The organism is Gordonia malaquae (assembly GCF_037148075.1).
Classification (GTDB): Bacteria; Actinomycetota; Actinomycetes; order Mycobacteriales; family Mycobacteriaceae; genus Gordonia; species Gordonia malaquae.
This window is the reverse complement of sequence record NZ_JBBCUB010000002.1, coordinates 834,840-861,093: the sequence shown is the minus strand read 5'-3', so window position 1 is coordinate 861,093 and position 26,254 is coordinate 834,840. Positions and strand designations below refer to the sequence as shown.

The window sequence follows — 26,254 nt, the reverse complement described above, 5'->3', positions numbered from 1 at the left end:
ACCGATCGTATCTGTCGTTCAACCATTGTCGCTCGGTCAGACCAGCGCACTCTCCGCCGATTGTGACCGCATGTCGGTCACAATCGGCGGAAAGTGTCAGATCACGGCATGCCCGCGGCGACTTCCGTTCCCTGACGGATTGCTCGCTTGGCGTCGAGCTCGGACGCGAGATCGGCTCCACCGATGACATGGGTGATCACGCCGGCCTCGGTCAACGGATCGACGAGGTCGCGGACCGACTCCTGGCCCGCGCAGACGACGACGTTGTCGACCTCGAGGACTCGCTGGCCCGTCACGTTGCCCTCCTTGTCGCGCACGGTGATGTGCAGGCCGGCGTCGTCGATCTTGTCGTAGCTGGCGCCGGAGATCTGCTCGACGCCCTTCATCTTGACGGTTGCACGGTGCACCCAACCGGACGTCTTGCCGAGGGTCTTGCCCTGGCCGCCGGGCTTGCGCTGGACCAGGTACACCTGGCGGGTCGCGGGCAGCGGGCGCGGCTTGGTGACGAAGCCGGGAGTGTCGAGGTCTTCGGTGACGCCCCACTCCTGCTCCCACTCCTTCAAATTGAGGGTGGGGGACTCGTCGACGGTCAGGAACTCGGTGACGTCGAAACCGATGCCGCCCGCGCCGATCACGGCGACGCGCTTGCCGATCTCGCGGTGCCCGAGCACGGCGTCGGCGTACGACACGACCATCGGGTGATCGATGCCGTCGATGTCCGGGATGCGCGGGACCACACCGGTCGCGACGACAACCTGGTCGAACCCGCCGTCGATGATGTCCTGTGCGGTCACCCGGGTGCCGAGGTGGACGTTCACGTTGTTGATCTCGAGCTGGCGGGTGAAGTATCGGATCGTCTCGTTGAACTCCTCCTTGCCCGGAATGCGGGCCGCGATGGAGAACTGTCCGCCGATGGTGTCGCCGCCCTCGTAGAGGTCGACGCGGTGTCCGCGCTGAGCTGCCGAGACGGCCGCCGACAGGCCGGCGGGACCCGCGCCGACGACGGCGACCCGCTTGGCGGTCCTGGTGGCGCCGAGCGTCAGGACCGTCTCGCGGCCGGCCCGCGGATTCAGCAGGCACGAGACCTTCTTGCCGACGAACGCGTGGTCCAGGCAGGCCTGGTTGCAGCCGATGCACGTGTTGATCTCGTCGGAGCGACCATCCGCCGCTTTGTTGGCGAAATCCGGGTCGGCGAGCAACGGGCGCGCCATCGAGACCGCGTCGACCTTGCCGCCTTCGAGGATCTCCTCGGCGAACTCGGGCGTATTGATGCGGTTTGACGCGATCAGCGGGATCGACACCACGTCGCGCAGGCGCTCGGTGAACTTCACGAACGCGCCGCGAGGAACTGACGTGACGATCGTCGGGACCTGGGCCTCGTGCCAGCCGATGTCGGTGTTGATGGCGTCCACACCGAGTTCCTCGGCTTTGCGTGCGAGTTGCGCGATCTCGTCGAACGTCTGGCCGTTCTTCACGAAGTCGGCGACGCTCTGGCGCAGGATGATCGGGAAGTCGCGCGGGACCTGCTTGCGGATCTCCTTGATGATCTCCAGCAGGAAGCGCTGACGGTTCTCGGTGGAGCCGCCCCACTTGTCGGTGCGATCGTTGGTGTGGGGGCACAGGAACTGGTTGATCAGGTAGCCCTCGCCGCCCATGATCTCGATCGCGTCGTAACCCGCGCGGCGGGCGAGCTTGGCGCCCTGGCCGAATGACCGGATCACGTGCCAGATGACCTGCTCGGTCATCTGGAAATGCTTGAACGGGTGGATCGGCGACGGCTCGCTGCCGGCGGCGACCTTGAACGGCGTGTAGCCGTACCGTCCCGCGTGGATCAGCTGGAGCGCGATCTTGCCGTTCTCGGCATGCACGGCCTTGGTGAACTCGCGGTGTCGCAGAACGTCGGCCTGGTTGGTCATCTTGCCCGCGAACGGAAGCAGGAGGCCGGTTCGCGACGGCGAGAACCCGCCGGTGATGATCAGGCCGACGCCGCCGCGGGCGCGCTCGGCGTAATACGCCGCGAGCTTCGGAGTGTCCCACAAGCGGTCTTCGAAACCGGTGTGCATGGAACCCATGACGATGCGGTTCCGCAGCGTGGTGCCGCCGATCTGCAGGGGCTCGAACAGGAGCGGATAGTGGGTGTTGGGCTCGGCCGTCTGGGCTGACATGGCGCGACCTTTCTCTTTCGGGCTGGGCTGACTATCGGGCTGTGGCTGTGGCGGTGGTTCGGCGGAGCTCTCGCTGCAGACCCTCGAGCGCTTCATCGCACCAGTCGAGGGTGCTCTGGCACATGCGGATCCCGCCGCGGAGCACGAGGTACTGATTGAGGCGGCGCCCGTGAAGCGCATCGGGATCGGGGTAGTAGTCGCGTTCGAAGCCGGAATAGACCTCGAGCATCGCTGCTGCCTCGTCACGATGAGCGGCGAGCTGGGCGATCGATTCGGTGAGATCACCCATGTCGGCGGCGCGAAGCTTCACTCCGAGGTCGCTGCGGAGCGGGGCGAACGGGGTGGGGGTGACGACCCATTCGGCGAGCATGTCGCGTCCGGCGTCAGAGATCGTGTAGACCTTCTTGTCCGGACGGCCGTCCTGTTCGATCTCCTCGAAACTCACCAGGCCGTCGGCGTGCAGCTTCTTCAGGGTGCGATAGATCTGCTGGTGTGTGGCCGACCAGAAGTACCCGATCGACCGCACGAACTGCTGCCCGATCTCGTAGCCGGTCCCCGGTCGCTCGGTCAGTGAGACGAGGATGGCGTGCTCCAATGCCATGCGATGACGCTAGCAGTGCAACAGTGCGGTATGCAACAGAATGTTATGCAACAAGGTTCATAGTCGCGAGCGGGCGGCCTCAATCCCTGCTAAGAAAGGTGCCGTGAGCACTTTTCGTCGCATCGACCTGCCCGGATCCGCGCCCGAAGACGTCGTCGTGTTGCCCGACGGACGCATCGGCACCGGACTCTCGGATGGAAGACTGCTGGCCGTCGACGCCGAGTCCGGCACGGTGGAGGTGATCGCCGACACCGCGGGCCGACTCCTCGGGCTCGACGTGCAGGCCGACGGGTCCGTTGTGCTCTGCGATCACGATCGTGGTCTGTTGCTCCTCGGCGCGGGTAGACAACGGGCGTCGGTGCTCGTCGACACCGTCGACGGTCGCCCGCTGCACTTCGCGAGCAACGCCGCCACCGCGTCGGACGGGTCGGTGTACTTCTCATCGTCCAGTCAGCGCTTCACAATCGATCGGTGGCGGGCCGACCTCATCGAGCATTCCGGCACCGGACGGCTGATGCGCCGCAATCCGGATGGAACGGTCGACGTGCTGCGCGGTGGCCTTCAGTTCGCCAACGGTGTCGTGCTGTCGCCGGACGAGACGTTTGTGCTGGTGGCCGAGACCGGCGCGGCCCGGATCTCCAGGCTGTGGCTCAACGGCGCACGCGCCGGAGAATGGGACGTGTTCGCAGACGATCTGCCCGGCTATCCGGACAACATGTCGGTCGGCAGTGACGGACGCGTCTGGGTGGCCCTGGCGTCACCCCGCAACAGCGTCCTCGAAGCGCTCTTCAAACTGCCTCTGCGGGCCCGCAAGGTCCTCGCACGTGCCCCGGAACGCGTGGGACCGGCGCCGGAGGAGACCCTGTGGGCCCTCGGAATCGCCTTCGACGGCACGGTGGCGCGCGAGGTCCGGCTCGACGACGTCGACTTCTCGTTCGCCACGAGTGTCGTCGAGCGGGACGGTGTCCTGTACTTCGGCACCATCGCCCACGACGCGCTCGCCGTTGTCACGCTCGACTGACCAGCACGTCTCCGGTTCGAGGACACGACCGTCCCGGAGCGTCGCCACTCGGTCCGCGAGACGCAGGATTCGGGGGTCGTGTGTGATGAGCAGCGTGGTGCGGCCTTCGATCAATGTCCTCAACGGGCCCATCAGGCCGTCCACCGCCTCGTCGTCCAGCGCGGACGTCGGTTCGTCCAGGACGAGGATGCGGGTGTCTCGCAGCAGTGCTCGTGCGATGCACAGGCGTTGACGCTGGCCGCCCGACAGATCGAGTCCACCGTCGGACAGCACGGCGTCGTAGCCGCCGGGCAGGGAACGAATGAAGTCGTCGGCGCCCACCGCGACGGCGGCGTCGATCACAGCGTTCCGCGCCGCACCCGGTCGCCCGTAGGCGATGTTGTCGGCGACGGTGCCGGGTTTGATCAGCGGGACCTGCGGCAGCACAGTGACGTGATCGCGGACGGATGCCGCAGTCGTCGAAGCGATGTCGACGCCGTCGATGTGCACTGAACCTCGACTGGGAGTCTCGAGCCTGCCGAGGATTCCCGCCATCGTCGACTTGCCCGCGCCACTGGGGCCGACAAGCGCGGTCACCCGCCCGGCAGGCAGCGTGAGGTCGGCGTGACGCAGAACCGTCCGGTCGCCACGCTGCATCGTGACCTGGCGGAAATGAACGTGACCAGCGTGGATGGCGAGCGGACGCGCCTCGGGTCGATCCGGTGCGTGCGGTTCCTCGTCGAGCAGTTCGGCGATCCGGGCCGCACTGACCCCCGTCGACGCCAACGACAATCGGACCTCCGCCAACTCCTGGAACTTGGGGTACAGCATCGCGACATAGCCGGTCAGCGCCATCAACTGGCCGACGCTCATCGAGCCCTGACGGACCTGCCACACGCCGGTGACGGCGACGCTCAACGACACGAGCACCTGCGCGAATCCGAGCACCGCGCCGAAGCCGGCCTCCACCCGCGTCAGAGCCACCCGGGCCGTCATCCAGTCCCGTCCGCGACGGTGCAGCGCAGTCTGTTCGGTGCCCTCCTGGTTGTACGCAACCGTCACCTCGTGACCGGTCAGCGCCGAATGGAGTGTGTCAGTGAGTGCAGAGTCGGCGTCGCGTTCGCGCCACGTCTCGGTTGTCTGACGGCGCCCGTACCATGCCGACAGCAAGGCGATCGGCGGCACTGCGCACACCGCGACGACGGTGACGACGGTGTTCATCCAGAAGGCGGCGACCAGCAGGGCGACCATGTTGACGACCGCGATCACGCCCGTGAGCAGGCCCGACGCGATGAGGTGCTCCACGGCTTCGAGATCGCTGGAGTGGCGGACCACCAGATCGCCGATGCCACGTCTCCGGTGGGCAGACGGTGAGAGCCGCTGGACGTGAGCGAAGACGGTGTCTCTGAGCGTCAGGACGATCTTCTCCGACTCCTTCGCTGCGATCACCTGGCCGAGATAGTCGCCGAGCGACGACGCCGCAGTGACGGCGATCCACATGCACGCGAGGGGGATCAGCGCTGCTGTCGTATCGGAGTCGAGTGCGCTGTCGACGACGTCGGAGAGCACGAACACGCCGACGGCGTCGCAACTCGCCGCGATGATGAACAGCAGGGCGGCCGTCGTGAGCAGTCGACGGTGACCGCGGAGCAGAGGGACGAAGCGGGCAAGTGCGCGGCGGGCTGTCATTCGGGTGGCCTCTCTCGATCGAACTGGGTGCGGACGCGCCGCGTGCGCCGGACCCGAGGGGGGAGTCCGGCGCACGCGCAGGGGTTCAGGTGGTGCTTGTCAGCGCCAGATCCAGGTCCAGCGGTGGTTGCGGCGATCCCACTGACGCGTCCGGCGACGACGCGTCGGCTGTTGCTGGGTCTGGCGGTGCGGCTGCTGGTTGCCGGGGCGGGGTGCGGTGGTGTTCGACATGTGATGTTCTCCTTGTTCGCAGATTGTTTCTTGCTTCTCTTCGGGCGCCTCGGGTGTGCGCCACGTGATTCAAGGTAGGAATCGTTCCTGGCAGGATTCGGGTGCGCGGCCTGCCAACTTCCTGGCCGCGATCTCACACACGCGATGGTCGACCTGCGAGGTGTTCATTACGTACCGGTGATCGACCCCGCAGTCGGATGCAACATCGTCTCCCTAGTTTCGAAGTCGACAGTCGACGACCAAGCCGTCGACTCCGGCACGAGGAGGCATACGTGAGACGCAGTCACACGATTGAGAACTGGGACGCGGAGGACGTCGCCGCGTGGGAGTCCGGCGGGAAGGACATCGCGCGCCGGAACCTCATCTGGTCGGTGGTCGCCGAGCATGTCGGCTTCTCGGTGTGGTCGCTGTGGTCGGTGATGGTGCTGTTCATGCCGTCCGACGTCTACGGGATCTCCGCGGGTGACAAGTTCCTGATCGGCGCCGTCGCCACGCTCACCGGTGCGGTGCTGCGGTTCCCGTACACGATGGCCACCACCCGATTCGGCGGGCGGAACTGGACGATCTTCTCCGCAGTCGTGCTGCTGGTTCCGGTCTCGGCGACGATCGTCCTGCTCGCCAACCCCGGTCAGCCGCTCTGGATGTACCTGGTGTGCGCGGCCTTGACAGGCCTCGGCGGCGGCAACTTCGCGTCGTCGATGACCAACATCAACGCGTTCTATCCCCAACGGCTCAAAGGCTGGGCACTCGGTCTCAATGCGGGCGGCGGCAATCTGGGTGTGCCCGCCGTGCAGCTTCTCGGCCTGCTCGTCCTGGCGCTCGTCGGCGACACCGAGCCCTACTGGGTGTGTGCGTTCTACCTGGTTGCGTTGGTGATCGCGGGTATCGGCGCCGCCCTCTTCATGGACAACCTCGACGGGCCCGGCGTGGACATGTCGGCGATGAGAGCCGCGGTCGCCAATAAGAACACCTGGGTGATCGCCCTGCTGTACATCGGGACCTTCGGCTCGTTCATCGGCTTCTCATTCGCGTTCGCCCAGTTGCTGGTCATCAACTTCAAAGCCGACGGCCAGTCCGCGGGTGATGCCGCACTGCACGCTGCGTCGATCGCGTTCATCGGGCCGTTGCTCGGTTCGATCAGCCGCGTGTACGGCGGGAAGCTCGCCGACCGCATCGGCGGAAGCGTGGTGACCCTCGGTGTGTTCGTCGGCATGATCGGCGCTGCCGCGCTGCTGATCGTGGGGAACGGTTCACTCACCGTCTCCGTGATCGCCTTCATCGTCCTGTTCGTCTTGTCGGGCATGGGCAACGGCTCGGTGTACAAGATCATCCCGTCGGTGTTCGACGCGGCCTCGCGGTCGCTGCCCCTCGACGAGGCAGGGCGCTCGGACTACTCGCGGTCCATGTCGGGTGCGGTCATCGGAATCGCGGGCGCCGTCGGCGGCCTCGGCGGAGTCGGCATCAACCTGGTCCTCCGCCAGTCGTATCAGTCCGGCGACGCCGGATCCGGAGTGTGGGCGTTCACCGTCTTCGCAGTGTTCTACCTGATCGCCGCACTGGTCACCTGGCGCGCCTATGTCGCCACTCCTGCCGCGACGAGCGGCGGCGACGAGCAGGCACTCGCGTCGGAACCGGCCACATCTGGAACGATTGCTTCATGAGTCTCGGTACCGATCGGGGAACCCCGCCCACGTTGGCGGGGTTCTCCGTTGCCATCACTGCGGCTCGGCGCGCGGAAGAGTTCGAGGCGCTGCTGACTCGCCGCGGCGCGCGCGTCGTGTCGGCCGCCGCCATATCGATGGTCCCGCTGGCCGACGACCGCGGTCTCTCCGAAGCGACAGCCGACCTCATCGAGAACCCGCCGGACGTCTTGATAGCGACGACCGGCATCGGTTTCCGCGGCTGGATCGAGGCCGCCGACGAGTGGGGTGTGGCCGACGACCTGCTGTCTGCGCTCGCCGGCGCTCGTGTGATCTCCCGGGGCCCGAAGGCCACCGGGGCCCTGCGCGCAGCAGGCCTACGGGAGGAGTGGTCGCCGGAGTCGGAGTCGTCCGCCGAGGTCCTCGCGCACCTGACCAGCGACGACCTCGGCGGAAAGCGGGTCGCCGTCCAACTCCACGGGGCGATCGACGCGTGGGATCCCAATCCCGGATTCCTATCCGGGCTCGTCGGTCGCGGTGCCAGCGTCGTCGGAGTGCCCGTCTACAGATGGGAGGGACCGAGCGACGTCGCCGCATTCGACGCCCTCGTCGACGACGTCGCCCGAGCACGCGTCGACGCGGTGGCCTTCACGTCGGCGCCCGCAGCGGCGTCCATGCTGCTGCGGGCGGACGAGCTCGGCGTTCGAGACGCGTTGGTCGCGGCGCTGTCCGGCCCGGTCACCGCGTACAGCGTCGGCCCGGTGACGTCGGCGCCACTGGAGGCGGCAGGCATACCGTCGGTGGCGCCCGACCGGATGCGGCTCGGTGCGCTCGCTCGCCTGATCGCCGAAGATCTACCCGCAGGCAGCCCCGACATCGCGGTGGCGGGCCATCGACTCGGTGTGCACGCCGCTGCCGCAGTCGTGGACGGTGAGGTCCGTGACGTGTCCGCGAGCGGTCTGACCGTGTTGAAAGCTCTCGCCGAGCAGCCAGGAGACGTCGTGTCCCGACAAGACCTCCTGGCCCTGCTTCCCGCGGCGGGCGACGACCTGCACGCCGTCGAGGTCGCCATCGGGCGGCTCCGGGACGCGCTCGGCGTCAGGGAGATTGTCGGGACCGTGGTCAAACGCGGCTACCGCCTCGCGGTGGACTGAGCGCAGACAAGACTGGTGACCAACGGCTGCTCGTCAGCCGTTGGTCACCAGTTCTGTGTGTGCCGACGTGATCAGACAGTGACGGGTCGCGCTGCGAGAGCGCACGCGCGGTCCACGATGAGGGGATGGAGCCCGAGTGGGCGCGCGACGACGTCGGCTCCCGACTCGACGAGCCTGCTCTGGAACAGTCCGGGAGCGAGCAGGTGAGATGCGACGGCGACGCGGCCCCGAGTCCTCGACACCGCCTCGGCGACGCTCGGGATGTGCGCGACGTGCGGCGACGGCGCGGCGAACGCGACGGTCACCGGAGCGTCGACCAGCGACGACAGGCGGTCGGCGACCTCCTCGACGTCGGCGACAGCCATGGAGTCCGACGATCCCGCGGCCGCGAGGACCACGGCGTCCCCGCGGCGACGGCCCCCCTCGTCGAGCCGGTCGACGAGGGCGGCGAGCACCTCGTCCGACGGTCCGAGGGAGTCGGTGACTCTCGTCGGCGGGAGGCCGGGCCGTGACAGGTGCTCGGGGATGTCGCGGCGCACGTGGTAGCCGCGGCCGAGGAACGCGGGAACCACGGTCGTTTCACGGTTCAGGCGCGCGAGGGCCTCGCTCGGGCTGGGGCCGAGGACGTCGACGAACGCCACCGACACGTCGACGTCCAAGCGTTCGCGCATCGCGCAGGCGAGGTCTCCGATGAGGGCGACCCCGTGTGGGTTGCGAGTTCCGTGCGCCACCAGGAGGACCGTCATTTCACGACCGGTTCCGGGCGCCGACCGAACCGGACGTCGGGCGTGTTGGCGACGAACACGGTGCCGTCGATTCCGACGCGGGTCGCGAACACCGGCACCCGAACGCCGTCCGCGTCCAGGCAGCGGCCGTCGAGCAGGCTGAACGCCTGCTTCTTGAGCGGTGACTGCACCACCGGGAAGCCGCCGCGGTCGCCGACGATGCCGCGGGACAAGACCGCGGCCCGGCCGATCGGGTCGATGTTTCCGACGGCGCGCAGCGAGTCGTCGGCCAGCCGGAACAACGCCACCTGGACGCCGTCGGGCAGCAGGACCGCGACGCCGCGCAACGGCTGCAGACGCTCGTAGGGGCAGGCGGGAGTCCAGTCGCGGGTCCAGCGGTGCAGATCGAAGGCGAGGCTCATCGGGGACTCCTGACGGTGGGCTGTCCGAGGAGAACCGGAACCTTGCGGCCGTGGCTCTCGCCGAACGAGATGGTGGGGTCGGGAACGCCTGGGGCGTTGACGAAGGACGTGAAGCGGGCGAGCTTGTCGGGGTCGTCGAGGACGCCCTTCCACTCGCACTGGTAGCCGGACACGTGGCGGGCCATGTCCGCCTCGAAGTCGGCTGCGAGGCCGAGGCTGTCGTCGACGACAACGGCCTTGACGTGGTCGAGGCCGCCGTCGACGGTCTCCATCCAGGCCGCGGTGCGCTGCAATCGGTCGGCCGTCCGGATGTAGTACATGAGGTACCGGTCGATGTAGCGGACCAAGGTCTCGGTGTCGAGGTCGCCCGCGAGGAGCTGTGCGTGTCGCGGCGTCATTCCGCCGTTGCCGCCGACGTACAGATTCCAGCCGCTCTCGGTCGCGATGACGCCGATGTCCTTGCCGCGTGCCTCCGCGCACTCGCGTGCACAACCGGAGACGCCCATCTTGATCTTGTGCGGCGACCGGAGTCCTCGGTATCGCAGTTCGAGGTCGATGGCGAGCTGCACCGAGTCCTGCTGCCCGTACCGGCACCAGTCCGATCCGGCGCAGCTCTTCACGGTGCGCAACGACTTGCCGTACGCCTGCCCCGACTCCATCCCGCCGTCCACGAGACGCTTCCAGATCTCGGGAAGCTGGTCGACGGTGGCGCCGAACATGTCGATGCGCTGGCCCCCGGTGATCTTGGTGTACAACCCGAAGTCACGGGCGATCTCGCCGATCAAGATGAGCTGATCGGCGCTGATGTCGCCGCCGGGAACTCGAGGCACCACCGAGTACGTGCCGTTGCGTTGGATGTTGGCGAGGAAATGGTCGTTCGAGTCCTGTAGAGACGCCTGCTCGCCGTCGAGGATGTGATCACTGCTCGTGGATGCGAGGATCGACGCGACGGTCGGTTTGCAGATGTCGCAGCCGGTTCCGGTTCCGAAGCGTTCGACCAGGCCGGTGAACGTGCGGATCCCACTCGCGCGGACGAGCTCGAAGAGTTCCGCGCGAGAGACGCTGAAGTGCTCGCACAGCGCCGTCGACTGTTCGACGCCGGAGTCTGCCAGGATCTGCGACAGCAGCGGGACACACGAGCCGCACGACGTGCCCGCGCCCGTGCACTTCTTGAGCTCGGCGACGTCGCACGCGCCGTTCTCGATCGCCGCGCACAGGGTCCCCTTGGAGACGTCGTTGCAGGAGCAGATCTGGGCGTCGTCGCCGAGCGCGCCGACACCGAGTGCGGGAGCGTCGCCGGACGCCGGGCTGATGAGGGCAACCGGGTCGCCGGGCAGACTCGAACCGACGAGCGGGCGGAGCAGGCCGTACGAGCCGGCGTCGCCCACCAACACACCGCCGAGGAGAGTGGAGGCGTCGTCGGACAGGACGAGCTTGGCGTACGTGCCGTTGATCGGATCGCTCACCACCACGTTCAGCGCGCCCGGGGTCTCGCCATGCGCGTCGCCGAAACTGGCGACGTCCACGCCGAGGAGCTTCAACTTGGTCGAGGTGTCGGCGCCGGGGAACTCTGCGGTGCCGTCGAGGAGGCGGTCGGCGACGACTTCTGCGGTCGCATAGCCCGGGCCCACCAGCCCGTAACACCGTCCTTCGACGGCGGCGACCTCGCCGATCGCGTAGATCGCCGGGTCACTCGTCACGCCGGAAAGGTCGGTGAGCACACCGCCGCGTTCAGCCATCGCCAGTCCGGCGTCTCGTCCGAGTTCGTCGCGCGGGCGGACACCGGCCGCGAAGACGAGCAGAGCCGCGTCGACGACGGTGTCGTCGGCCAGGGTCACCGCGACGCCTGAAGCTCCGGGGGTGATGGCCTTGGTCCCGGACGACAGTGAGATGTCGATGCCGAGCTCGCCGATCATCCGCGCGAGGTGCTCGCCGCCCGCCGGGTCGATCTGTTGGGGCATCAGTCGCGGATTCACCTCGACCACGTGCGGTCGAAGGCCCATCTGGCGGAGCGCGTTCGCGGCCTCCAGACCGAGCAGTCCACCGCCGACGACAAGCCCGACCGGCGTCGTGTCGGGGTTCGCCGCGAGTGCCGCATCAGCGTCGACGCGGATGGCGTCGAGATCGTCGAGAGTGCGGTAGACGTGGCAGCCGACGGTGTCGTGACCCGGCACCGGCGGCACGAACGCGTACGACCCGGTAGCGAGGACCAGCGCGTCGTACGAGACGGTGTGGCCGTCGTCGAGACGGACGACGTGAGCATCGCGGTCGATCCCGGTGACGCGTCGACCGAGCACCACCTGAACGTTGTCGTCTCCGGCGTAGTCGTTGCCAGGCAACGCCAGCGCGCTCCGATCCCAGGCGCCGACATACGACGAGAGGCCGACCCTGTCGTAGGCGGCGTCGGTCTCCTCGCCGATCACGACCACCCGCCACTGCGAGTCGATGTCGCGTGTGCGGAGTGCTTCGACGAAACGGTGACCGACCATTCCGTGCCCGATGACTGCGACTGTTCTGTTCATGGCAACGACGTTATGGATCGGGTGTTGCAGCTGATGGGGCCCGGCGTTGCCCGATTGTCACCGCTTCCGCACAGTGTTACAGATCCGTGTGTGAGGAGGACGGGGTCAGTACACGTCGCGGACGTAGCGGTGATCGGCGGCGAGAGCAGTCACGTACTGGTCGGCGCTGTGCGGCGCGAGACGACCCTGTTGGGCGACGATCTCCCGCAGCGCGTCGTCGACGTCACGCGCCATGCGCGACGCGTCTCCGCACACGTAGACGTGGGCGCCCCGCCGGATCCACGACCACAGTTCGGCGGCGTGCTCACGCATCAGGTCCTGGACGTACACCTTCTCGGCCTGATCCCGCGAGAAGGCCACGTCGAGTCGGTCGAGGACGCCCGTGTCGCTGAGCTCGCCGAGCTCGTCGCGATACAGGTAGTCGGAGGCCCGGTGCTGATCACCGAAGAACAACCAGTTGTCGCCCGACGCACCCGACGCGGCTCGATCGTGCAGGAAACCACGGAACGGCGCGACGCCCGTGCCCGGGCCGATCATGATCGCTGGAGCGTCGGAGTCGGAGGGCGGACCGAACTTGGCGTTGGGTTGGACGAACACTCGGACGGGTGTGTCGGGGCCGGAGTCGGCGAGGAACGTCGAGCACACCCCGCCACGCGCCGAGCCGGACTCTGCCGCTGCGAATCTGACGGCCGACACGGTGATCTCCACTCGGTCGGCGCGGCTCCGGGGACTCGATGAGATCGAGTACAGCCGGGGTTGCAGGGGTCGGAGCACAGCCAGCCACTCTTCGACGTCGGCGACAACCGGGTACGCCGCCAACAAGTCGACCGACTGCCGTCCCCAGGACCACTCGCTGAACGCCGCCCGATCGTCCACGAGCGTCCGCAAGAACGGGTCGTCGTGACGATCGCTGACGAACACCAGGAGGTCGCGGGTGAGCCGCGCGATCTCGAATTGTTCGGACAGCGCCGACCGAAGCGGCGTCTCGCCCGAACCCACGGCGACGGGAAGGTCGCCGTCCAGTCCTGTCGCCGTCAGCCACTCGTCGACCAACGAGGGCGAGTTGGACGGCCATACTCCGAGAGCGTCGCCCGCCGTGTACGTGAGGGTGCCCGCGGGCAGGTCGAACGCCAGACGACGCACCTCTTTCGCCGAACTCTCGCCGGTCAAGAGCTCGTTGGCCACCAAAGACGTCGTCAGCGGATTCTTGCGGGAGTACGTCTCGACTGCGCTCGACGAGCCGGGGAGGTCTGCGCTTGACGAGCCGGGGAGGTCTGCGTTCGACGAGCCGGGGAGGTCTGCGCTCGACGAGCCGGAAGGATCCGCGCTCGACGGTTGGGGAGAGGCGAGCTGTGGAAGGAGTGCTGCGATCCAGGCGTCGGCGACGGCGTCGTCCCCAGGCTCGCAGGACACGCGCGCCGCGATGCGTGTCGCTCCGAGATGAGCGAGCCGCCCGTCGAGTTTGCGGGCGAAACCGCAGAAGTCGGCGTACGAGGAGTCGCCGAAGCCGATGACGGCGTAGGCCAGGTCGTCGACGTCCGACTCGGTGGCCGCCGACAGCCGGGTCCACAGCGCCGCTCCATTGTCCGGTGGGTCTCCGTCGCCGGTCGTCGACACGACGAACAGCACGGTGCCGTGAAGTTCGTCGAGGTCGACGGCATCGGCACAGCGCACCGTGGTGGTGACACCCGCCGAGCCCAATGCGGGCTCGAGTCCGATCGCGTACTCCTCGGCGGTCCCGGTCTGCGATGCCCAGACGACCGTCACCGACGGCTGCGCCGGAGCTCTGTGGGCGACGGCCGCGGCGGGAGTGCGCGAGTAGAAGCCCGCGAGAACACCATCGGCCCACGCCCGGACGTCCTCGGACAGCGGCGACTGTGCGGGGATCGTCGGGATCTCGTCGACGGGCGGATTGGCGGTGAGACCGTGTACAAGGCCGGACAGGTACGCCTGCTCGGCGGGCTCGGGCTCCGGACGGCGCCCGACGGTTCCGAACACTCCGGCAAGCGGATGGGCGTCGAGCGGTTCAGCGGTCACAGGGGGCGTCTCCAACGGTTGATCGATGCGGGTCAGCACGACAGCGCACGCTTTGAACTCGGGCTGCAGGGAGTCCTGGTCGACGGCGTCGCTGGTCACGGCGTTGACGGCGAGATCGGGGCCGGCGGCGTCGTTGAAGTGCATCGGCACGAAGCAGCAGCCGGGGGAGATGTCGGCCGAGATCTGTGCCGGCACGCGGACGGCGCCGCGACGAGAGCGGACCTCAACCCGGTCGCCGTCCGCGATGCCGAGACCGGCCGCCGTGTCCGGATGCAGTTGGACGAAACTCGACGGATTGAGCCGGTTGAGTTTGGGGACTCGGCCGGTCTTGCTCATCGTGTGCCATTGGTGTGCGAGTCGCCCGGTGGTCATGAGCAGCGGGAAGTCGTCGTCGGGAAGCTCCGCGGGCGGCAGGTAGGGGCGGGCGAGGAACTGCGCACGCCCGTTGGCGGTCGCGAAGCGAAGACCGTCGCCGTCGATGTACCGGATCGGGTTGCGGTCGGGCCCTCCCGGGGCAGCCGGCCATTGCACGGGGCCGCCGCGGAGTCGACTGTGGTCGACACCCCGGACGTCCCATCCGGTGCGCGGGTTGTGAAAGGTCTTCAACTCGTCGAACACGGCTGCCGCGTCGGGGAAGTCGAAATCGTCTCCGAACCCCATGGCGGTTGCGACGTCGCAGATCAGACGCCAGTCGGGCCGCGCGTCGCCAGGCGGAGGGACAGCGGGGACGCACAAGGTGAGGCTCCGTTCAGAGTTCACCATGACCCCCTCCGCCTCGGTCCAGAGCGCTGCCGGGAGGATGATGTCGGCGTACTCCGCCGTCTCCGTGCCGGTGAAGACCTCTTGCACGATCACGAGGTCCGCACGTTCCAGGGCGTCGATCACGGTCTGCCGGTTGGCGACCGACGCGACCGGATTGGTGCAGATGATCCACGCGGCGCGGATCTCGCCGGCAGCCATCCGTTCGAACATGTCGATGGTGCCGCCGCCCGGATCCGACCTCAGGGTTCCCGGATCGAGTCCCCAGACCGATTCGACTTCGGCTCGGTCACGCTCGAGCAGCGCCGTCCGCTGACCTGGGAGACCGGGACCCATGTAGCCCATCTCGCGGCCGCCCATCGCATTCGGCTGCCCGGTCAACGAGAACGGCCCCGATCCGGTGCGACAGATCGCGCCCGTCGCCAGATGAAGGTTGCAGATCGCGTTGGTATGCCAGGTGCCGTGTGTGGACTGGTTGAGCCCCATCGTCCACAGGCTCACCCACTCGTCGGCGTCGACGATCATCTGCGCCACCGCGCGGAGATCGTCCACGGCGAGCCCGGTGACCTCGGCGACCCGCTCCGGCGGGTACTCGTCCAACAGCGGGCCCATCGTGTCCCAGCCGTCGGTGTTGGCTTCGATGAAACCCTGATCCACACCGCCGGCGTCGACGACGAGGCGGAGCAGGCCGTTGAGCAGCGCGAGGTCGGTGCCCGGCCGTACCGGGAGATAGATGTCGGCTTTGGCGGCGGTCGCGGTGCGGCGAGGGTCGACGACGACAAGCTTCGCGCCCGCCTTCACTCGGTCCATCATGCGCAGGTACAGGATCGGATGGCACTCGGCCATGTTCGCGCCGATCACGAAGAACAGATCGGCGTGGTCGAGGTCGTCATAGCTGCCCGGCGGCCCGTCGGCGCCGAGGGACTGCTTGTATCCGGTGCCCGCGGACGCCATGCACAGGCGCGAGTTCGACTCGATCTGATTGGTCCCGAGGAATCCCTTGGTCAGCTTGTTCGAGAGGTACTGAGCCTCCAGCGACATCTGGCCCGACACGTAGACGGCGACCGAGTCCGGACCGTGCTCGTCGCGGATCGCGGACAGCCTGCGGGCGGCCTCGGCCACGGCGGCGTCGGTGGTGACCGCTGCCCGTTCGGACAACCGATCCGGACGAACGAACGCTGAGGTCAGGCGGCCCGGAGCCGCGAGCATGTCGGCGGTGGTCGAGCCCTTCGTGCAGAGCCTTCCCCGATTGGCCGGATGCCCCGGTGTGCCCTTCGACGCGGTCACTGCACCGTCGACCACGGTGAGGGTCAGACCGCAGCCGACGCCGCAGTAACCGCACACGGTGTCGACGGTGCGAGTGGCATCGTTCATGTGTTGATGGTCGCCACCGCGTGTTTCCAGATGTGCCCCTTCGTGTTACGCCCCGATCAACCGTGAGTGATGATGGTCATATGCGCGATGCAGTGATCGTCGATGCGGTTCGCACCCCCATCGGCAAGAGAAACGGTTCCTTGTCCACGATCCACCCCGGTGACCTGACCGGACACGTCCTCGGGGCGCTCGCCGGCCGAGTCGGGTTCGATCCGGCCACCGTCGACGACGTCGTCTGGGGTTGCGTCAGCCAGGTGGGTGATCAAGCGGGCAGCATCGGACGAGTGGGTGTTCTCGCCGCGGGATGGCCGGAGTCGGTTCCGGCGACCGTCGTCGACCGACGATGCGGATCGGGTCAGCAGGCGGTCGTGTTCGCGGCCGCCGGTGTGATCGCCGGTCACTACGACATCGCGATCGCGGGCGGCGTGGAGTCGATGTCCCGGGTTCCGATGGGCTCTGCCCGCGGCGACGGTGCTCCCTACCCGGCGTCTGTCCTCGACCGCTACGGCGTTGATGGATTCAACCAGGGTCTCGGCGCCGAGATGATGGCGAAGCGCTGGGATCTGTCTCGCCAGGTGCTCGACGAGTACTCGGCCCGCTCCCACGAACGCACCGCGGCGGCCATCGACGCCGGAGCGTTCGACGCTCAGCTCGCGCCGATCGGCGGGCTGACGCACGACGAAGGCCTCCGTCGCGGCACGACAGCCGAGAAGCTGGGCGGCCTGAAGACGCCGTTCGACCCCGAGGGTGTGATCACGGCCGGCAATGCGTCGCAGATCTCCGACGGTGCCGGCGCACTGCTTGTCACGTCGTCGGAGACCGCGGCGGAGCACGGCTGGAAGCCGTTGGCTCGCATCCACACCACGGTCCTCGCCGGGGACGACCCGGTGATCATGCTCAGCGCGCCGATCGCCGCGACCGAGAAGGTCTTGAAGCGTTCAGGCCTCTCGATCGGTGACATCGGCGCGTTCGAGGTGAATGAGGCGTTCGCGCCGGTCCCGCTCGCCTGGCAGAAGGAGACCGGCGCGTCCGACGCCGTCCTGAACCCGCTCGGCGGCGCCATCTCGGTCGGTCATCCGCTCGGCGGGTCCGGGGCCATCCTCATGACCCGCCTCGTGCACCACATGCGCGACAACGGGATCCGCTACGGCCTGCAGACGATGTGTGAGGCGGGCGGCATGGCCAACGCGACGATCCTGGAGCTGCTGTGAGCGATGACCTGCTGATCGAGCGTGACGGCGACGTCGTCACCTGGACTCTCAATCTTCCAGACCTGCGCAATGCGATCTCCGACGTCGGGATCATCGACGCGATCGTCGACGCGGTCACCGCGACCAACAACGACCAGTCGATCCGCGCGGTGATCCTGACCGGCGCGGGTTCGGCGTTCTCGGCCGGTGGCAATGTGAAGGCGATGGCCGCCGGTGAGGGGCTTTTCGGCGGGGCCGGTCACACCCAACGAATCGGCTATCGCGAGGGCATTCAGCGGATTCCGCGCGCCATGTACTCATTGGAAGTGCCGGTGATCGCTGCGGTGAACGGTCCGGCCGTGGGCGCGGGTTGTGACCTGGCGATGATGTGTGACCTCCGCGTCGCGTCGTCGACGGCGTTCTTCGCGGAGAGCTTCGTGAAGCTGGGCATCATTCCCGGCGACGGCGGCGCGTGGTTCCTGCCCCGGATCATCGGTCCGGCGCGCGCCGCGGAGATGGCTCTGACCGGTGATCGGGTGGACGCCGCGACAGCACTCGACTGGGGAATGGTGTCGCAGGTCGTCGATCCCGACGAGCTGCTGCCGACGGCGAGGGCCCTCGCCGCGCGGGTCGCGGTGAATCCGCCTGTCGCGGTTCGCATGACGAAGAAGCTGTTGCGCGAATCGTCCCAGCAGACTCTCGACCAACTCCTCGAACTGTCCGCCGCGATGCAGGGGCTGGCTCACCAGACCGACGACCACCGCGAGGCGGTCGCCGCGATGCTGGAGAAGCGGCCCGGCGTCTACACCGGGCGCTGACCGTGCGTGTGGTCGTCGTCGGTGCGGGGATAGCGGGACTCACCGCGGCCGTCGCCCTGCACCGCGACGGTCACGACGTCACGGTCCTCGAACGGTCGCCGGATCCTGCTCCTCGAGCGCAGTCTCCTGATCCTCGAGCGCAGTCGAGAGGCGGCATCTCCATCTGGCCGAACGCCTTGGCAGCGCTCGACCGGATCGACGCCGGCGATGCAGTTCGCGCGGCCGGGGGAGCGGTTGCTGCGGGCGCAGTTCGTTGGCGCGACGGAAGTTGGATTCGACGTCCGGCGGCCGATCGCCTGGTCGACGCTCTCGGCGAACCATTGGTCGTCATCGAACGGTCGGTGCTCCTGTCCGTGCTCGCGGACCGGTTGCCTGCCGGGACGGTGCGATACGGCGTCGACGTCGAGTCGTCGTCCGATCTTGACTCCGACGTGGTGATCGGTGCGGACGGGATCGCGTCGCGGGTGGCGACCGCGGTGGACGGTCCGCTGCCGCGAACCTATTGCGGTTACACCGCGTGGCGCGGCGTGGCCGACGCGAGCTTCGATCCGGTTCTGGCGGGAGAGGTGCTCGGCCCCCGATCACAGTTCGGGCTGGTCCCGCTCGGTGAGGACCGCACGTACTGGTTCGCGACCCAGCAACTGCCGGAGCGATCGTTCTTCGACGACGAGCTTGCGCACGTCAAGGACCTGGTCGCCGGGTGGGCGACGCCGCTGCCGGACCTGGTCGCGGCGACCGCGCCTCAGAATCTCCTGCGCAACGACCTTCACGATCGCCCGACCGCGGGGCGGTGGACAGACGGACGAACGGTGCTGATCGGCGACGCCGCGCACCCGATGCGTCCGCACCTCGGGCAGGGCGGCTGTCAGGCGATCGAGGACGCCGTGATTCTGGCCGCGTGCATCGCCGCGGGCCCCGACGTCGACTCCGCCTGCCGGACTTTCGAGAGTGTACGACGCGGACGGGTCACCGCGATCGTGCGTGAGTCGAAGCTCATCGGTCGAGTCGTGAACGGTCGACCCGCAGCACTGTCGGGCGCGGTGATTCGAGCCGGTGTCCTTGGCCCGGACCTGTTGGTCCGCAGGCATCTCGCGCAGATCGCCGGGCGGGCGGCCTTCGAGCGGAACCTCAATCGCGTCTGACCCTCGAATGTTCTCCGCCCGTCGAGCGCCGGTTCTCTGTTCTCTGAGCGACCGATCCTCGCTCGCCGAGCGACCGTTCCTCGCTCGTCGAGCGCGAGTTTTCTGCTCGTCGAGCGAAGTCGAGACGTACCGTGGCGAGCATGACTGTCACACTCTCCGCCCGTGCCCTGCTGCTCGACATGGACGGGACGCTCGTCGACTCGACGCCCGTGGTGAATCGGATCTGGAGTGAGTGGGCTGTTGACCATGACGTGGACGTCGAGGACGTTCTGCATCGGGCGCACGGCCGCCAAGGCCACGATGTGATGGCGGAGTTCTTGCCTGACCGGCCGCAGGAGGAGAACGTCCGCGAGAACGATCTCATGCTCGCGAGGGAGGTCGCCGAGACCGAGGGGATCGTCGAGATCCCCGGTGCCGCAGAGTTCCTCGCGTCGCTCGCCGGGCTGCCGCACGCACTCGTCACCTCGGCCAACGAACCACTCGCGGCAGGTCGAATGGCAGCCGCGGGACTCTCGGTGCCGTCGATAGCGGTCATGGCCGACGATGTCGCGGTGAGCAAGCCCGACCCCGAGGGCTTCCTGAAGGCTGCGGGGATCCTCGGCGTGGACCCGGCGGATTGCATCGTGTTCGAGGACTCGCGTGCCGGCATCACGGCTGCGCGGGCCGCCGGAATGCGTGTGATCGGTGTGGGTGACGCCGCAGCGTTCGAGCCCGACCACGTTGTGTCCGACTTGACGGCGGTAACGGTCACGCCAACACCGGACGGCGTCGAGGTCACGGTGCGCTCGTAACGGTTCCGAACTCGCGTGTCAGCCGATAGCGTTGGGACTCAACCACTATCGGAGGTCATGGACATGGACGTTCTTGCAGCATCAGAGATTCTGGCTCGTTCGACAACACTGACGAATGTGGGCTGGATCGGCTACATCGTGATCGGTGCGATCGCCGGCTTCATCGCCGGGAAGATCGTTCACGGCAGCGGTTCGGGATTCTTCGCGAACATCGTGATCGGCATCATCGGCGCCCTGGTCGGCGGCTTCCTGCTCAGCTTCTGGTTCGACACTGAATCCGGCGGCTGGTGGTTCACGCTGTTCACCGCGGTCCTCGGCTCGGTGATCCTGCTCTGGGTGATGGAGAAGCTCCAGAAGTCGCGCCGCTGACCGGCCGCGCCGATCGCAGCGCTCAGTCCAGAGTCACACCGAGGTGCGCGGCGAAGTGATTGACGAGGCCGACGGCCTGGTCGGTGTCCATCGTGGACCCGCGTAGGCCGTCCAGGTGATGCACGTTGCCGATGGTCAAGCCGCGCAGGTCGACGTCGGACAGTTCAGCTTGATGTACGTCGAGTGTCTCGACGCGGCAGTCGGTGAACGACACGCGAGCCACCGTCGCGCCGCCGAAGTCGAGTTCGCCGATGATGCAGCCGCGGAACTCGACGTCGCGCACGTCGCAGCCACGCAGGTTGACCAGCTCGATCTTGCAGTTCTCGACGACCATCGAGCGGACCTTGCCGTCGAAGAGGTCGAGCGCGCCGATCCGGCTGTCGGCGAGGTGAACGTTGCGGAGAAATGCTCGGGCGAGGGTGAATCGGGGAACGGTGATCCTCGTCAGTCGTGAGTCTGCGAACCGGGCTCCGGTGAAGTCGGTGTCGTCGAGATTCGACGCCGCGATCTCGCACTCGACGAGAGATGCGCCCACGGCGGATTCGCCTGCGAGGTCGACGTTGTCGAACATGGCCAACTCGACGTCGGAGTGCGGCGCGATGTCGGTCGCATCTCCCGTTTCGAGTTCTGGGAGGACCAGACGTTCCAAGCGAGGTGCACGCGGCACGTTCCGACCTTTCGTAGTTTTCGTACTGGTGATCGATCCTACCGACGTCGGCGGGCGTCCGATCGCGCTGAAGCCTGCCGGCTGAGTGTCGCCGGACGCTGTGGGGATCGGCGTGTTCGATCAGGTCCAGCGGGTTGTCGTGCAAGAGTGATCAGCGGGGGCCTGCTGTAGGCAGGTGAGAACTACAAGGGGGAACAATGACAAGATCTGACGGCTTGACCGCATTCTCCTGGACGCTCATCGCGATCGCAGGCGTGGTCGCGGTCGTGACGGGGAGCGGAGAAGGCACCGGCGACCGGATTCTCATCGTGCTGTTGGTAGCGGCAGTCGTGGCGGCGATTCAGTCCATCGGCCGAGAGCCAGAGGTCTCGAATTCAGAGTGACCGGTGCTCGCACCGCCAACCCTGGGCGCACGGAGTGCCGCGGCCGCCCATGCCAGACGATAGGCGCGTAAGGTTCCCCGATTTCGTGAGAAATCAGGGAAAGAAGAGCTTCCGCCGCTGTTATGGGGAACCTTAAACGCAGTTCACAGTGGGCAGGTCGCGGGAGTGGTACGTCTCAGTCTCATGACGGCGGACCGTCTATGACGGCTCGATGACCGTCAGCGGTACCACTCGCGCGATACGACTGCATGGGTGCCCCCGATAGGATTCGAACCTATGACCGGCGGATTAGAAGGCCGCTGCTCTATCCCCTGAGCTACGGAGGCGTCGACCGTCACACTAGGTGGCGGCGAGGGTTGAGTATATCGGGTCCTACGATGGACTCATGACAACGACGTCGCCTGCGAGCGGTACAGACAAGAGCGACGGCGCGACGATCGACCACGATCGGCTGAAGGACCCCTCCGGAATCCGGCGGATCCTGATCGCGGTGATGATGGTGCTCGGCTCCGTGGCGGGTGTCCTTGTGACCGCTGCTTCGGCGGCGACGGCGCTGAAGCTGACCGGACTTCCCGACGCGGGGAACCTCACGACCTACGGAATCCCGGTGGTCACCGTGGTGGGCCAGATCAGTGCGGCGATCGGTTTCGGGTGCGCGATGTTCGCAGCGTTCTTCGTTCCGCCCCAGCAGTCGGGAATCTTGGACGCAGGCGGCTTCCGCGCGATCCGATGGGCGTATGCAGCGATGCTGAGCTGGGCCGTCTGTGGTCTCATGCTGGTTCCGCTGACGATCTCGAATCAGAGCGGGCACTCGTTGGGGGAGACCCTCAAGCCCGACAATCTCATGAACGCCTACGGTCAGGTGGCCGAAGCGCGGTACTGGCTGTGGACGGCGATCTTCGCGATCGCAGCCGCCATCGTCGCGCGCCTTGCACTCGCGTGGGGGTGGACGTTCGTCGTTCTTGCGTTGGCATTCCTGTCCCTGATGCCGTCGGCGTTGGCCGGGCACTCGTCGTCGGGCGGTTCGCACGACATCGCGACCAACAGCCTGATCATCCACATCGTTGCGGCGGCGGCGTGGCTCGGCGGTCTGCTCGCGGTCCTCGCGTACGCGTTCGGTGACGGCCGATGGCGGACTCTGGCGCTGCGCCGGTACTCGCGGGTGGCCTTCTGGTGCCTCTTCGCGGTCGGCATCAGCGGCGTCATCAACGCGCTGGTCCGCATGCCGATCGGCGAACTGTTCACCACCACGTACGGACTCATCGTCCTCGGCAAGCTCGCCGCGTTTGTACTGGCAGGCGTCATCGGTGGACTGCACCGGGCCGTCACGTTGCGGGAGTTGGAAGAGACCGACGAACCTCGGAAGTCGCTGTTCGTGCGCTTCGCCGCGGTGGAAGCCCTCGTTTTCGCAGTGGCGTTCGGATTCGGCGCGGGGCTGTCACGGACGCCGCCTCCAGTTCTGTCGACGGCCGACGTGACACCGATGGAACTCAAGATCGGCTACAACGTCGACGGAGCTCCGACGCTTGCGCGACTGGCATTCGACTGGCGCTTCGACCTGATCTTCGGCACCGCGGCGATCATCGCGGCGGTCGTCTATCTCCGCGGTGTCTACCGCCTGCGCAAGCGAGGCGACGCCTGGCCGATCGGTAGGACCATCGCCTGGATCGCAGGCTGCCTCGGCCTGCTCATCGCGACGTCGTCGGGGATGGGACGGTATTCGCCCGCGTTGTTCAGCAGTCACATGATGAGCCACATGATGCTGTCGATGCTGGTGCCGGTGCTGATGGTCCTGGGTGGTCCGGTGACATTGGCCCTGCGCGCGATCCCGCCCGCGGGACGCGGCAACCCGGATGGTCCCCGTGAGTGGATCCTCGCGGGGCTACACAGCAAGTACTCCCGGATCATCACGCACCCGCTCATCGCGGTCACGGTGTTCGTCGGCAGCTTCTACGTCCTCTACCTCGGCGGGCTGTTCGACGCCGTCGTCGAGAACCACTCGGCGCACCTGCTGATGAATCTGCACTTCCTGCTGAGCGGGTACCTGTTCTATTGGATCGTCATCGGCATCGATCCCGCGCCGCGGCAGCTCAGTCACGTCGGGAAGCTCGGCATCGTGCTCGGCGCACTGCCGTTCCACGCCTTCTTCGGCGTCGCATTGATGATGACCACCGGGATCATCGCCGAGCAGTACTACAAGGGGCTGCAACTGCCGTTCGCGCTGGATCTCGCCGCAGACCAGAAGGTGGGCGGCGGTATCGCGTGGGCCACCGGCGAGTTCCCGCTCGTGTTGGTCATGTTGGCGCTGCTGATCCAGTGGCGGCGTCAGGACGACAAGGTCGCCCGGCGATTCGACCGCCGCGAGGAGCGCGACGAAGACGCCGAGTTGGAGGCGTACAACAAGATGCTGCGTGAGATGAAGGACGCGAGAGACTAGCTCAGAGCAGCGTTAGGCGAACGCGTAGGGCACCTGGAGCGACCGCTGGTGCTCGAGCCAGGTCTGGACGAGGCGCGCGCCGGTGATCCGCTCGACGCGACGGTGAACGGCTGCGTCGATCCGCTGCCAAGTGTGCTGCGCGATTGTGCCTGCGCGTCGGAGCGACGCGACGATGAACGACGTCACGCGGTGTGCCCACTCGAACTCGGTCGACAGCACGCCGAGTCCGAGGAAGAACGATCCCCAGCCGGGACCCGGGATCGGCAACGGGATCATGACGAGGCCGGCCAGGATGAGCAGGCTTCCGACGACGGCGACGCCGACGCGGTACATGCGATCAAGAGAACGGTGACGCCGGATCGCGTATCGCTGCTTCCGGTGCCAGATCTTGATTCGCAGGCGCGTACTCAAATCGCCGTCCCTCTCCTCGTCCGCCGTGTCGTCGGTGTGTCCGTCGGGCCTGCAGGGTGAACGACCCGCCTTTGCGCGACGGTTCCCAGTGTGACACACGTCATGGGAATAAATCAGGGTTGGCACGCAAACATCGTTCAGGGATTTCCCTGAGTTGAGGACGAGTTGTACCTGTGCAGGAGCGCGGCGAACGTCGCCACATCGTCGGCGGGCCAGTCCGTCAGCCGGGCGCTGATCGCAGCTTCGCTGGCAGATGCGATGTCGCTGAGGGTTGTTCGTGCGAGGTCAGTCAGTTCTAGTCGCTGACCTCGGGCGCTGCGACCGTCCGCCGCGCGCGCCAGTAGACCGCGATCGCGGAGTGCGCCGAGCTGTCTGCTCGCCGTCGACTTGTCGATCATTGCAGTGCTCGCCAGTTCGGCGGCGTTCATTCCGGGTCGATCGTCGACCATGCGCAGGAGCGAGTACTCGGTGAAAGTCAGCCCGTTTGCGGCGTAGATGCCGCGCGCGCCGTTTCGGAGTCGGCGGGAGAGCGCTGTCAGTTCGCGCTCGACGGTGACGACGCTCTCTTGCCCGGCCTCATTCATGGTTGTATATTACAACTAAGTCAAAGTTGCATATTACAACTTCACTGAAATGAAAGGTCGAACGCTTCATGTCAGCCAGCCCGGCACCGGCACTGCCCGTCAAGACGATCGCCTCCCACGTTCTTGTCCCTGTTCTCATCGGCATCGTCATGGCGCTCTGCTACCTGGGCGGCTTCCATAAACCGGATCCGCATGGACTGCGTGTCGATGTCGTCGGGCAGCCCGCAGTCACGCAGCCGGTGGGGGAGGCGTTGTCGGCGAAACTCGGCGACACCGTCGATCTGGACTACGTCGCGACCGTCGGGGAGGCCCGCGCCGCCATCGAGAATCGAGAGATCGTCGCGGCGTTCGTGCCCGGCGCCGACTACAACGAAGTTCTCGTCTCCACGGCTGCGAGTGATCCGACGGCGATGGTCGCCGAGCGCATCTTCTCCTCGGTCAGTGCCCACACGCAGACCCGACTCGTCATCACCGACGTCGTGCCCGCGGATCCGGCCACCGACCCGTCCGGCCAGAGCCTGTTCTTCCTTCTTGTCGCTCTCACTGTCGGCTCTTACGGAACCGGCATCGCGATCGCCGTCGCAGGTGGCGGCCGATCGGTGGGCGTCCGCCTGGCGTTCGCTGCGTCGGCGGCCATCGCAGTCCCGGCCGCCGTCATCGCGGTCGCCTCGGTGTTCGACGCGCTTCCGGGGTCGGGCTGGGGTGTGTTCGGACTCGCGGTGCCGTACGCCCTCGCGACGATGCTGTTCGCGATCGGCCTGCATCCGCTGATCGGGCGGTTCACGACCTTCGCCATGGTCACGATCTTCGTCGGACTCAACTTCACGACAAGTGGCGGTGTGTTCGCGCCGGCTCTTCAACCGGCCTTCTTCGGCGTCCTGCACAACTTCTGGATCGGCGCGGGATTCAACGAGGCGGCGCGGAACCTCGCCTACTTCCCGAACCTGAGCATCGCTGGAGAGCTCGGCAAGCTGGCGGGCTGGCTTGTCGCGGCGTTGGTTCTCGTCGCGGTGGCGACCGTCGTGGAGCGACGTCGTCACGCTGTCACCGTGAAGGCGGAGCAGCCGTCACCGGCCCAGCTCTCCGAACTCGAGGAGGAGTTCGTCGCCTGACCTGCTGCTGTGTCGCCCATGCTGATCACGC

The 26,254-nt window shown here is 67.2% G+C and carries 21 protein-coding genes, 1 tRNA gene and 1 pseudogene; 11 read left to right on the top strand and 12 right to left on the bottom strand.

The window, feature by feature from the left end:
- Positions 1-101: 101 nt before the first annotated feature.
- Together WFK36_RS11130 and WFK36_RS11125 are read right to left on the bottom strand one after the other, a co-directional pair.
- Positions 102-2,165: an NADPH-dependent 2,4-dienoyl-CoA reductase gene (locus WFK36_RS11130; RefSeq protein WP_336791687.1), complete on the bottom strand. Its 2,064-nt coding sequence runs from the start codon at positions 2,163-2,165 to the stop codon at positions 102-104.
- Positions 2,166-2,196: 31 nt separating this feature from the next.
- Positions 2,197-2,766 carry a PadR family transcriptional regulator gene (locus tag WFK36_RS11125; protein ID WP_336791686.1) on the bottom strand — a complete coding sequence of 190 codons (570 nt, stop codon included), beginning with the start codon at positions 2,764-2,766 and terminating at the stop codon, positions 2,197-2,199.
- 40 nt (positions 2,767-2,806) lie between these two features.
- Between WFK36_RS11125 and WFK36_RS11120 the strand changes: the two are divergent.
- A pseudogene (locus WFK36_RS11120) lies at positions 2,807-3,514 on the top strand (SMP-30/gluconolactonase/LRE family protein); the annotation flags it as partial.
- Positions 3,515-3,523: 9 nt separating this feature from the next.
- On the opposite strand, the gene WFK36_RS11115 reads toward WFK36_RS11120, so the two are convergent.
- Positions 3,524-5,455 (bottom strand): ABC transporter ATP-binding protein, encoded by a 1,932-nt coding sequence (locus WFK36_RS11115; protein ID WP_336791685.1) that lies wholly within the window; start codon positions 5,453-5,455, stop codon positions 3,524-3,526.
- A 99-nt stretch (positions 5,456-5,554) separates the two neighbouring features.
- Complete coding sequence (locus WFK36_RS11110; RefSeq protein ID WP_263053695.1) at positions 5,555-5,686, bottom strand: hypothetical protein; 132 nt, start codon at positions 5,684-5,686, stop codon at positions 5,555-5,557.
- A gap of 272 nt (positions 5,687-5,958) precedes the next feature.
- Here WFK36_RS11110 and WFK36_RS11105 point away from each other — a divergent pair, with 272 nt between their 5' ends.
- Positions 5,959-7,347, top strand: coding sequence for a nitrate/nitrite transporter (locus WFK36_RS11105; RefSeq protein ID WP_336791684.1), 1,389 nt, complete (start codon positions 5,959-5,961; stop codon positions 7,345-7,347).
- The gene (locus WFK36_RS11100; protein WP_336791683.1) at positions 7,344-8,480 is read left to right on the top strand and encodes a uroporphyrinogen-III synthase; all 1,137 of its coding nucleotides are present in this window, start codon (positions 7,344-7,346) and stop codon (positions 8,478-8,480) included. Before WFK36_RS11105 ends, WFK36_RS11100 begins: the two co-directional genes overlap by 4 nt.
- A 71-nt stretch (positions 8,481-8,551) precedes the next feature.
- On the opposite strand, the gene WFK36_RS11095 is transcribed toward WFK36_RS11100, so the two are convergent.
- From WFK36_RS11095 to WFK36_RS11080, 4 genes are all read right to left on the bottom strand, one after another.
- Positions 8,552-9,211 (bottom strand): sirohydrochlorin chelatase, encoded by a 660-nt coding sequence (locus WFK36_RS11095; RefSeq protein ID WP_336791682.1) that lies wholly within the window; start codon positions 9,209-9,211, stop codon positions 8,552-8,554.
- Between the two features lie 11 nt (positions 9,212-9,222).
- The gene (gene nirD / locus WFK36_RS11090) at positions 9,223-9,627 is read right to left on the bottom strand and encodes a nitrite reductase small subunit NirD (RefSeq protein ID WP_336791681.1); all 405 of its coding nucleotides are present in this window, start codon (positions 9,625-9,627) and stop codon (positions 9,223-9,225) included.
- Positions 9,624-12,149, bottom strand: coding sequence for a nitrite reductase large subunit NirB (nirB, locus tag WFK36_RS11085; RefSeq protein ID WP_336791680.1), 2,526 nt, complete (start codon positions 12,147-12,149; stop codon positions 9,624-9,626). Before nirB ends, nirD begins: the two co-directional genes overlap by 4 nt.
- Before the next feature lie 105 nt (positions 12,150-12,254).
- Entirely contained in the window at positions 12,255-16,319 is a 4,065-nt protein-coding gene (locus WFK36_RS11080) for a bifunctional nitrate reductase/sulfite reductase flavoprotein subunit alpha (RefSeq protein ID WP_336791678.1), read from the bottom strand.
- A gap of 80 nt (positions 16,320-16,399) precedes the next feature.
- Here WFK36_RS11080 and WFK36_RS11075 point away from each other — a divergent pair, with 80 nt between their 5' ends.
- The 5 genes from WFK36_RS11075 (at position 16,400) to WFK36_RS11055 (ending at position 20,629) form a co-directional block, all read left to right on the top strand.
- On the top strand, positions 16,400-17,530 hold the full coding sequence (locus WFK36_RS11075) for a thiolase family protein (RefSeq protein ID WP_336791677.1): 1,131 nt from the start codon (positions 16,400-16,402) through the stop codon (positions 17,528-17,530).
- A complete protein-coding gene (locus WFK36_RS11070) occupies positions 17,527-18,327 on the top strand; it encodes a crotonase/enoyl-CoA hydratase family protein (RefSeq protein ID WP_336791676.1) in 801 nt (266 codons plus the stop codon). The genes WFK36_RS11075 and WFK36_RS11070 overlap by 4 nt, the downstream gene beginning before the upstream one ends.
- Positions 18,324-19,469: an FAD-dependent oxidoreductase gene (locus WFK36_RS11065; protein ID WP_336791936.1), complete on the top strand. Its 1,146-nt coding sequence runs from the start codon at positions 18,324-18,326 to the stop codon at positions 19,467-19,469. The genes WFK36_RS11070 and WFK36_RS11065 overlap by 4 nt, the downstream gene beginning before the upstream one ends.
- 140 nt (positions 19,470-19,609) lie before the next feature.
- On the top strand, positions 19,610-20,260 hold the full coding sequence (locus WFK36_RS11060; protein WP_336791675.1) for an HAD-IA family hydrolase: 651 nt from the start codon (positions 19,610-19,612) through the stop codon (positions 20,258-20,260).
- Positions 20,261-20,323: 63 nt separating this feature from the next.
- Complete coding sequence (locus WFK36_RS11055; RefSeq protein ID WP_336791674.1) at positions 20,324-20,629, top strand: GlsB/YeaQ/YmgE family stress response membrane protein; 306 nt, start codon at positions 20,324-20,326, stop codon at positions 20,627-20,629.
- 22 nt (positions 20,630-20,651) lie between these two features.
- Here the strand turns inward: WFK36_RS11055 and WFK36_RS11050 are convergent, their stop codons facing one another.
- Positions 20,652-21,296, bottom strand: coding sequence for a pentapeptide repeat-containing protein (locus WFK36_RS11050; protein ID WP_336791673.1), 645 nt, complete (start codon positions 21,294-21,296; stop codon positions 20,652-20,654).
- A 197-nt stretch (positions 21,297-21,493) separates the two neighbouring features.
- Between WFK36_RS11050 and WFK36_RS11045 the strand changes: the two genes are divergently transcribed.
- Positions 21,494-21,679 (top strand): hypothetical protein, encoded by a 186-nt coding sequence (locus WFK36_RS11045; RefSeq protein ID WP_336791672.1) that lies wholly within the window; start codon positions 21,494-21,496, stop codon positions 21,677-21,679.
- Positions 21,680-21,932: 253 nt separating this feature from the next.
- On the opposite strand, the gene WFK36_RS11040 is transcribed toward WFK36_RS11045, so the two are convergent.
- Positions 21,933-22,005, bottom strand: a tRNA-Arg gene (locus WFK36_RS11040).
- A 59-nt stretch (positions 22,006-22,064) separates the two neighbouring features.
- Between WFK36_RS11040 and WFK36_RS11035 the strand changes: the two genes are divergently transcribed.
- On the top strand, positions 22,065-24,116 hold the full coding sequence (locus WFK36_RS11035) for a bifunctional copper resistance protein CopD/cytochrome c oxidase assembly protein (protein ID WP_336791670.1): 2,052 nt from the start codon (positions 22,065-22,067) through the stop codon (positions 24,114-24,116).
- Between the two features lie 12 nt (positions 24,117-24,128).
- Here the strand turns inward: WFK36_RS11035 and WFK36_RS11030 are convergent, their stop codons facing one another.
- Both WFK36_RS11030 and WFK36_RS11025 read right to left on the bottom strand, forming a co-directional pair.
- A complete protein-coding gene (locus tag WFK36_RS11030) occupies positions 24,129-24,527 on the bottom strand; it encodes a PGPGW domain-containing protein (RefSeq protein ID WP_040519792.1) in 399 nt (132 codons plus the stop codon).
- 137 nt (positions 24,528-24,664) lie between these two features.
- Positions 24,665-25,111, bottom strand: coding sequence for a MarR family winged helix-turn-helix transcriptional regulator (locus tag WFK36_RS11025; RefSeq protein ID WP_336791667.1), 447 nt, complete (start codon positions 25,109-25,111; stop codon positions 24,665-24,667).
- 68 nt (positions 25,112-25,179) lie between these two features.
- Between WFK36_RS11025 and WFK36_RS11020 the strand changes: the two genes are divergently transcribed.
- On the top strand, positions 25,180-26,223 hold the full coding sequence (locus WFK36_RS11020; protein ID WP_336791665.1) for an ABC-2 transporter permease: 1,044 nt from the start codon (positions 25,180-25,182) through the stop codon (positions 26,221-26,223).
- Positions 26,224-26,254 lie beyond the last annotated feature (31 nt).

What these genes read in the sequence shown, in the direction of transcription:
- WFK36_RS11055 (WP_336791674.1), top strand. Translation starts at nt 20,324, where the DNA reads ATGGACGTTCTTGCAGCATCAGAGATTCTGGCTCGTTCGACAACACTG.
- WFK36_RS11115 (WP_336791685.1), bottom strand. Translation starts at nt 5,455, where the DNA reads ATGACAGCCCGCCGCGCACTTGCCCGCTTCGTCCCTCTGCTCCGCGGT.
- WFK36_RS11125 (WP_336791686.1), bottom strand. Translation starts at nt 2,766, where the DNA reads ATGGCATTGGAGCACGCCATCCTCGTCTCACTGACCGAGCGACCGGGG.
- nirB (WP_336791680.1), bottom strand. Translation starts at nt 12,149, where the DNA reads ATGAACAGAACAGTCGCAGTCATCGGGCACGGAATGGTCGGTCACCGT.
- WFK36_RS11075 (WP_336791677.1), top strand. Translation starts at nt 16,400, where the DNA reads ATGCGCGATGCAGTGATCGTCGATGCGGTTCGCACCCCCATCGGCAAG.
- WFK36_RS11045 (WP_336791672.1), top strand. Translation starts at nt 21,494, where the DNA reads ATGACAAGATCTGACGGCTTGACCGCATTCTCCTGGACGCTCATCGCG.
- WFK36_RS11110 (WP_263053695.1), bottom strand. Translation starts at nt 5,686, where the DNA reads ATGTCGAACACCACCGCACCCCGCCCCGGCAACCAGCAGCCGCACCGC.
- WFK36_RS11060 (WP_336791675.1), top strand. Translation starts at nt 19,610, where the DNA reads ATGACTGTCACACTCTCCGCCCGTGCCCTGCTGCTCGACATGGACGGG.
- WFK36_RS11100 (WP_336791683.1), top strand. Translation starts at nt 7,344, where the DNA reads ATGAGTCTCGGTACCGATCGGGGAACCCCGCCCACGTTGGCGGGGTTC.
- WFK36_RS11080 (WP_336791678.1), bottom strand. Translation starts at nt 16,319, where the DNA reads ATGAACGATGCCACTCGCACCGTCGACACCGTGTGCGGTTACTGCGGC.
- WFK36_RS11025 (WP_336791667.1), bottom strand. Translation starts at nt 25,111, where the DNA reads ATGAATGAGGCCGGGCAAGAGAGCGTCGTCACCGTCGAGCGCGAACTG.
- WFK36_RS11020 (WP_336791665.1), top strand. Translation starts at nt 25,180, where the DNA reads ATGTCAGCCAGCCCGGCACCGGCACTGCCCGTCAAGACGATCGCCTCC.
- WFK36_RS11035 (WP_336791670.1), top strand. Translation starts at nt 22,065, where the DNA reads ATGACAACGACGTCGCCTGCGAGCGGTACAGACAAGAGCGACGGCGCG.
- nirD (WP_336791681.1), bottom strand. Translation starts at nt 9,627, where the DNA reads ATGAGCCTCGCCTTCGATCTGCACCGCTGGACCCGCGACTGGACTCCC.
- WFK36_RS11130 (WP_336791687.1), bottom strand. Translation starts at nt 2,165, where the DNA reads ATGTCAGCCCAGACGGCCGAGCCCAACACCCACTATCCGCTCCTGTTC.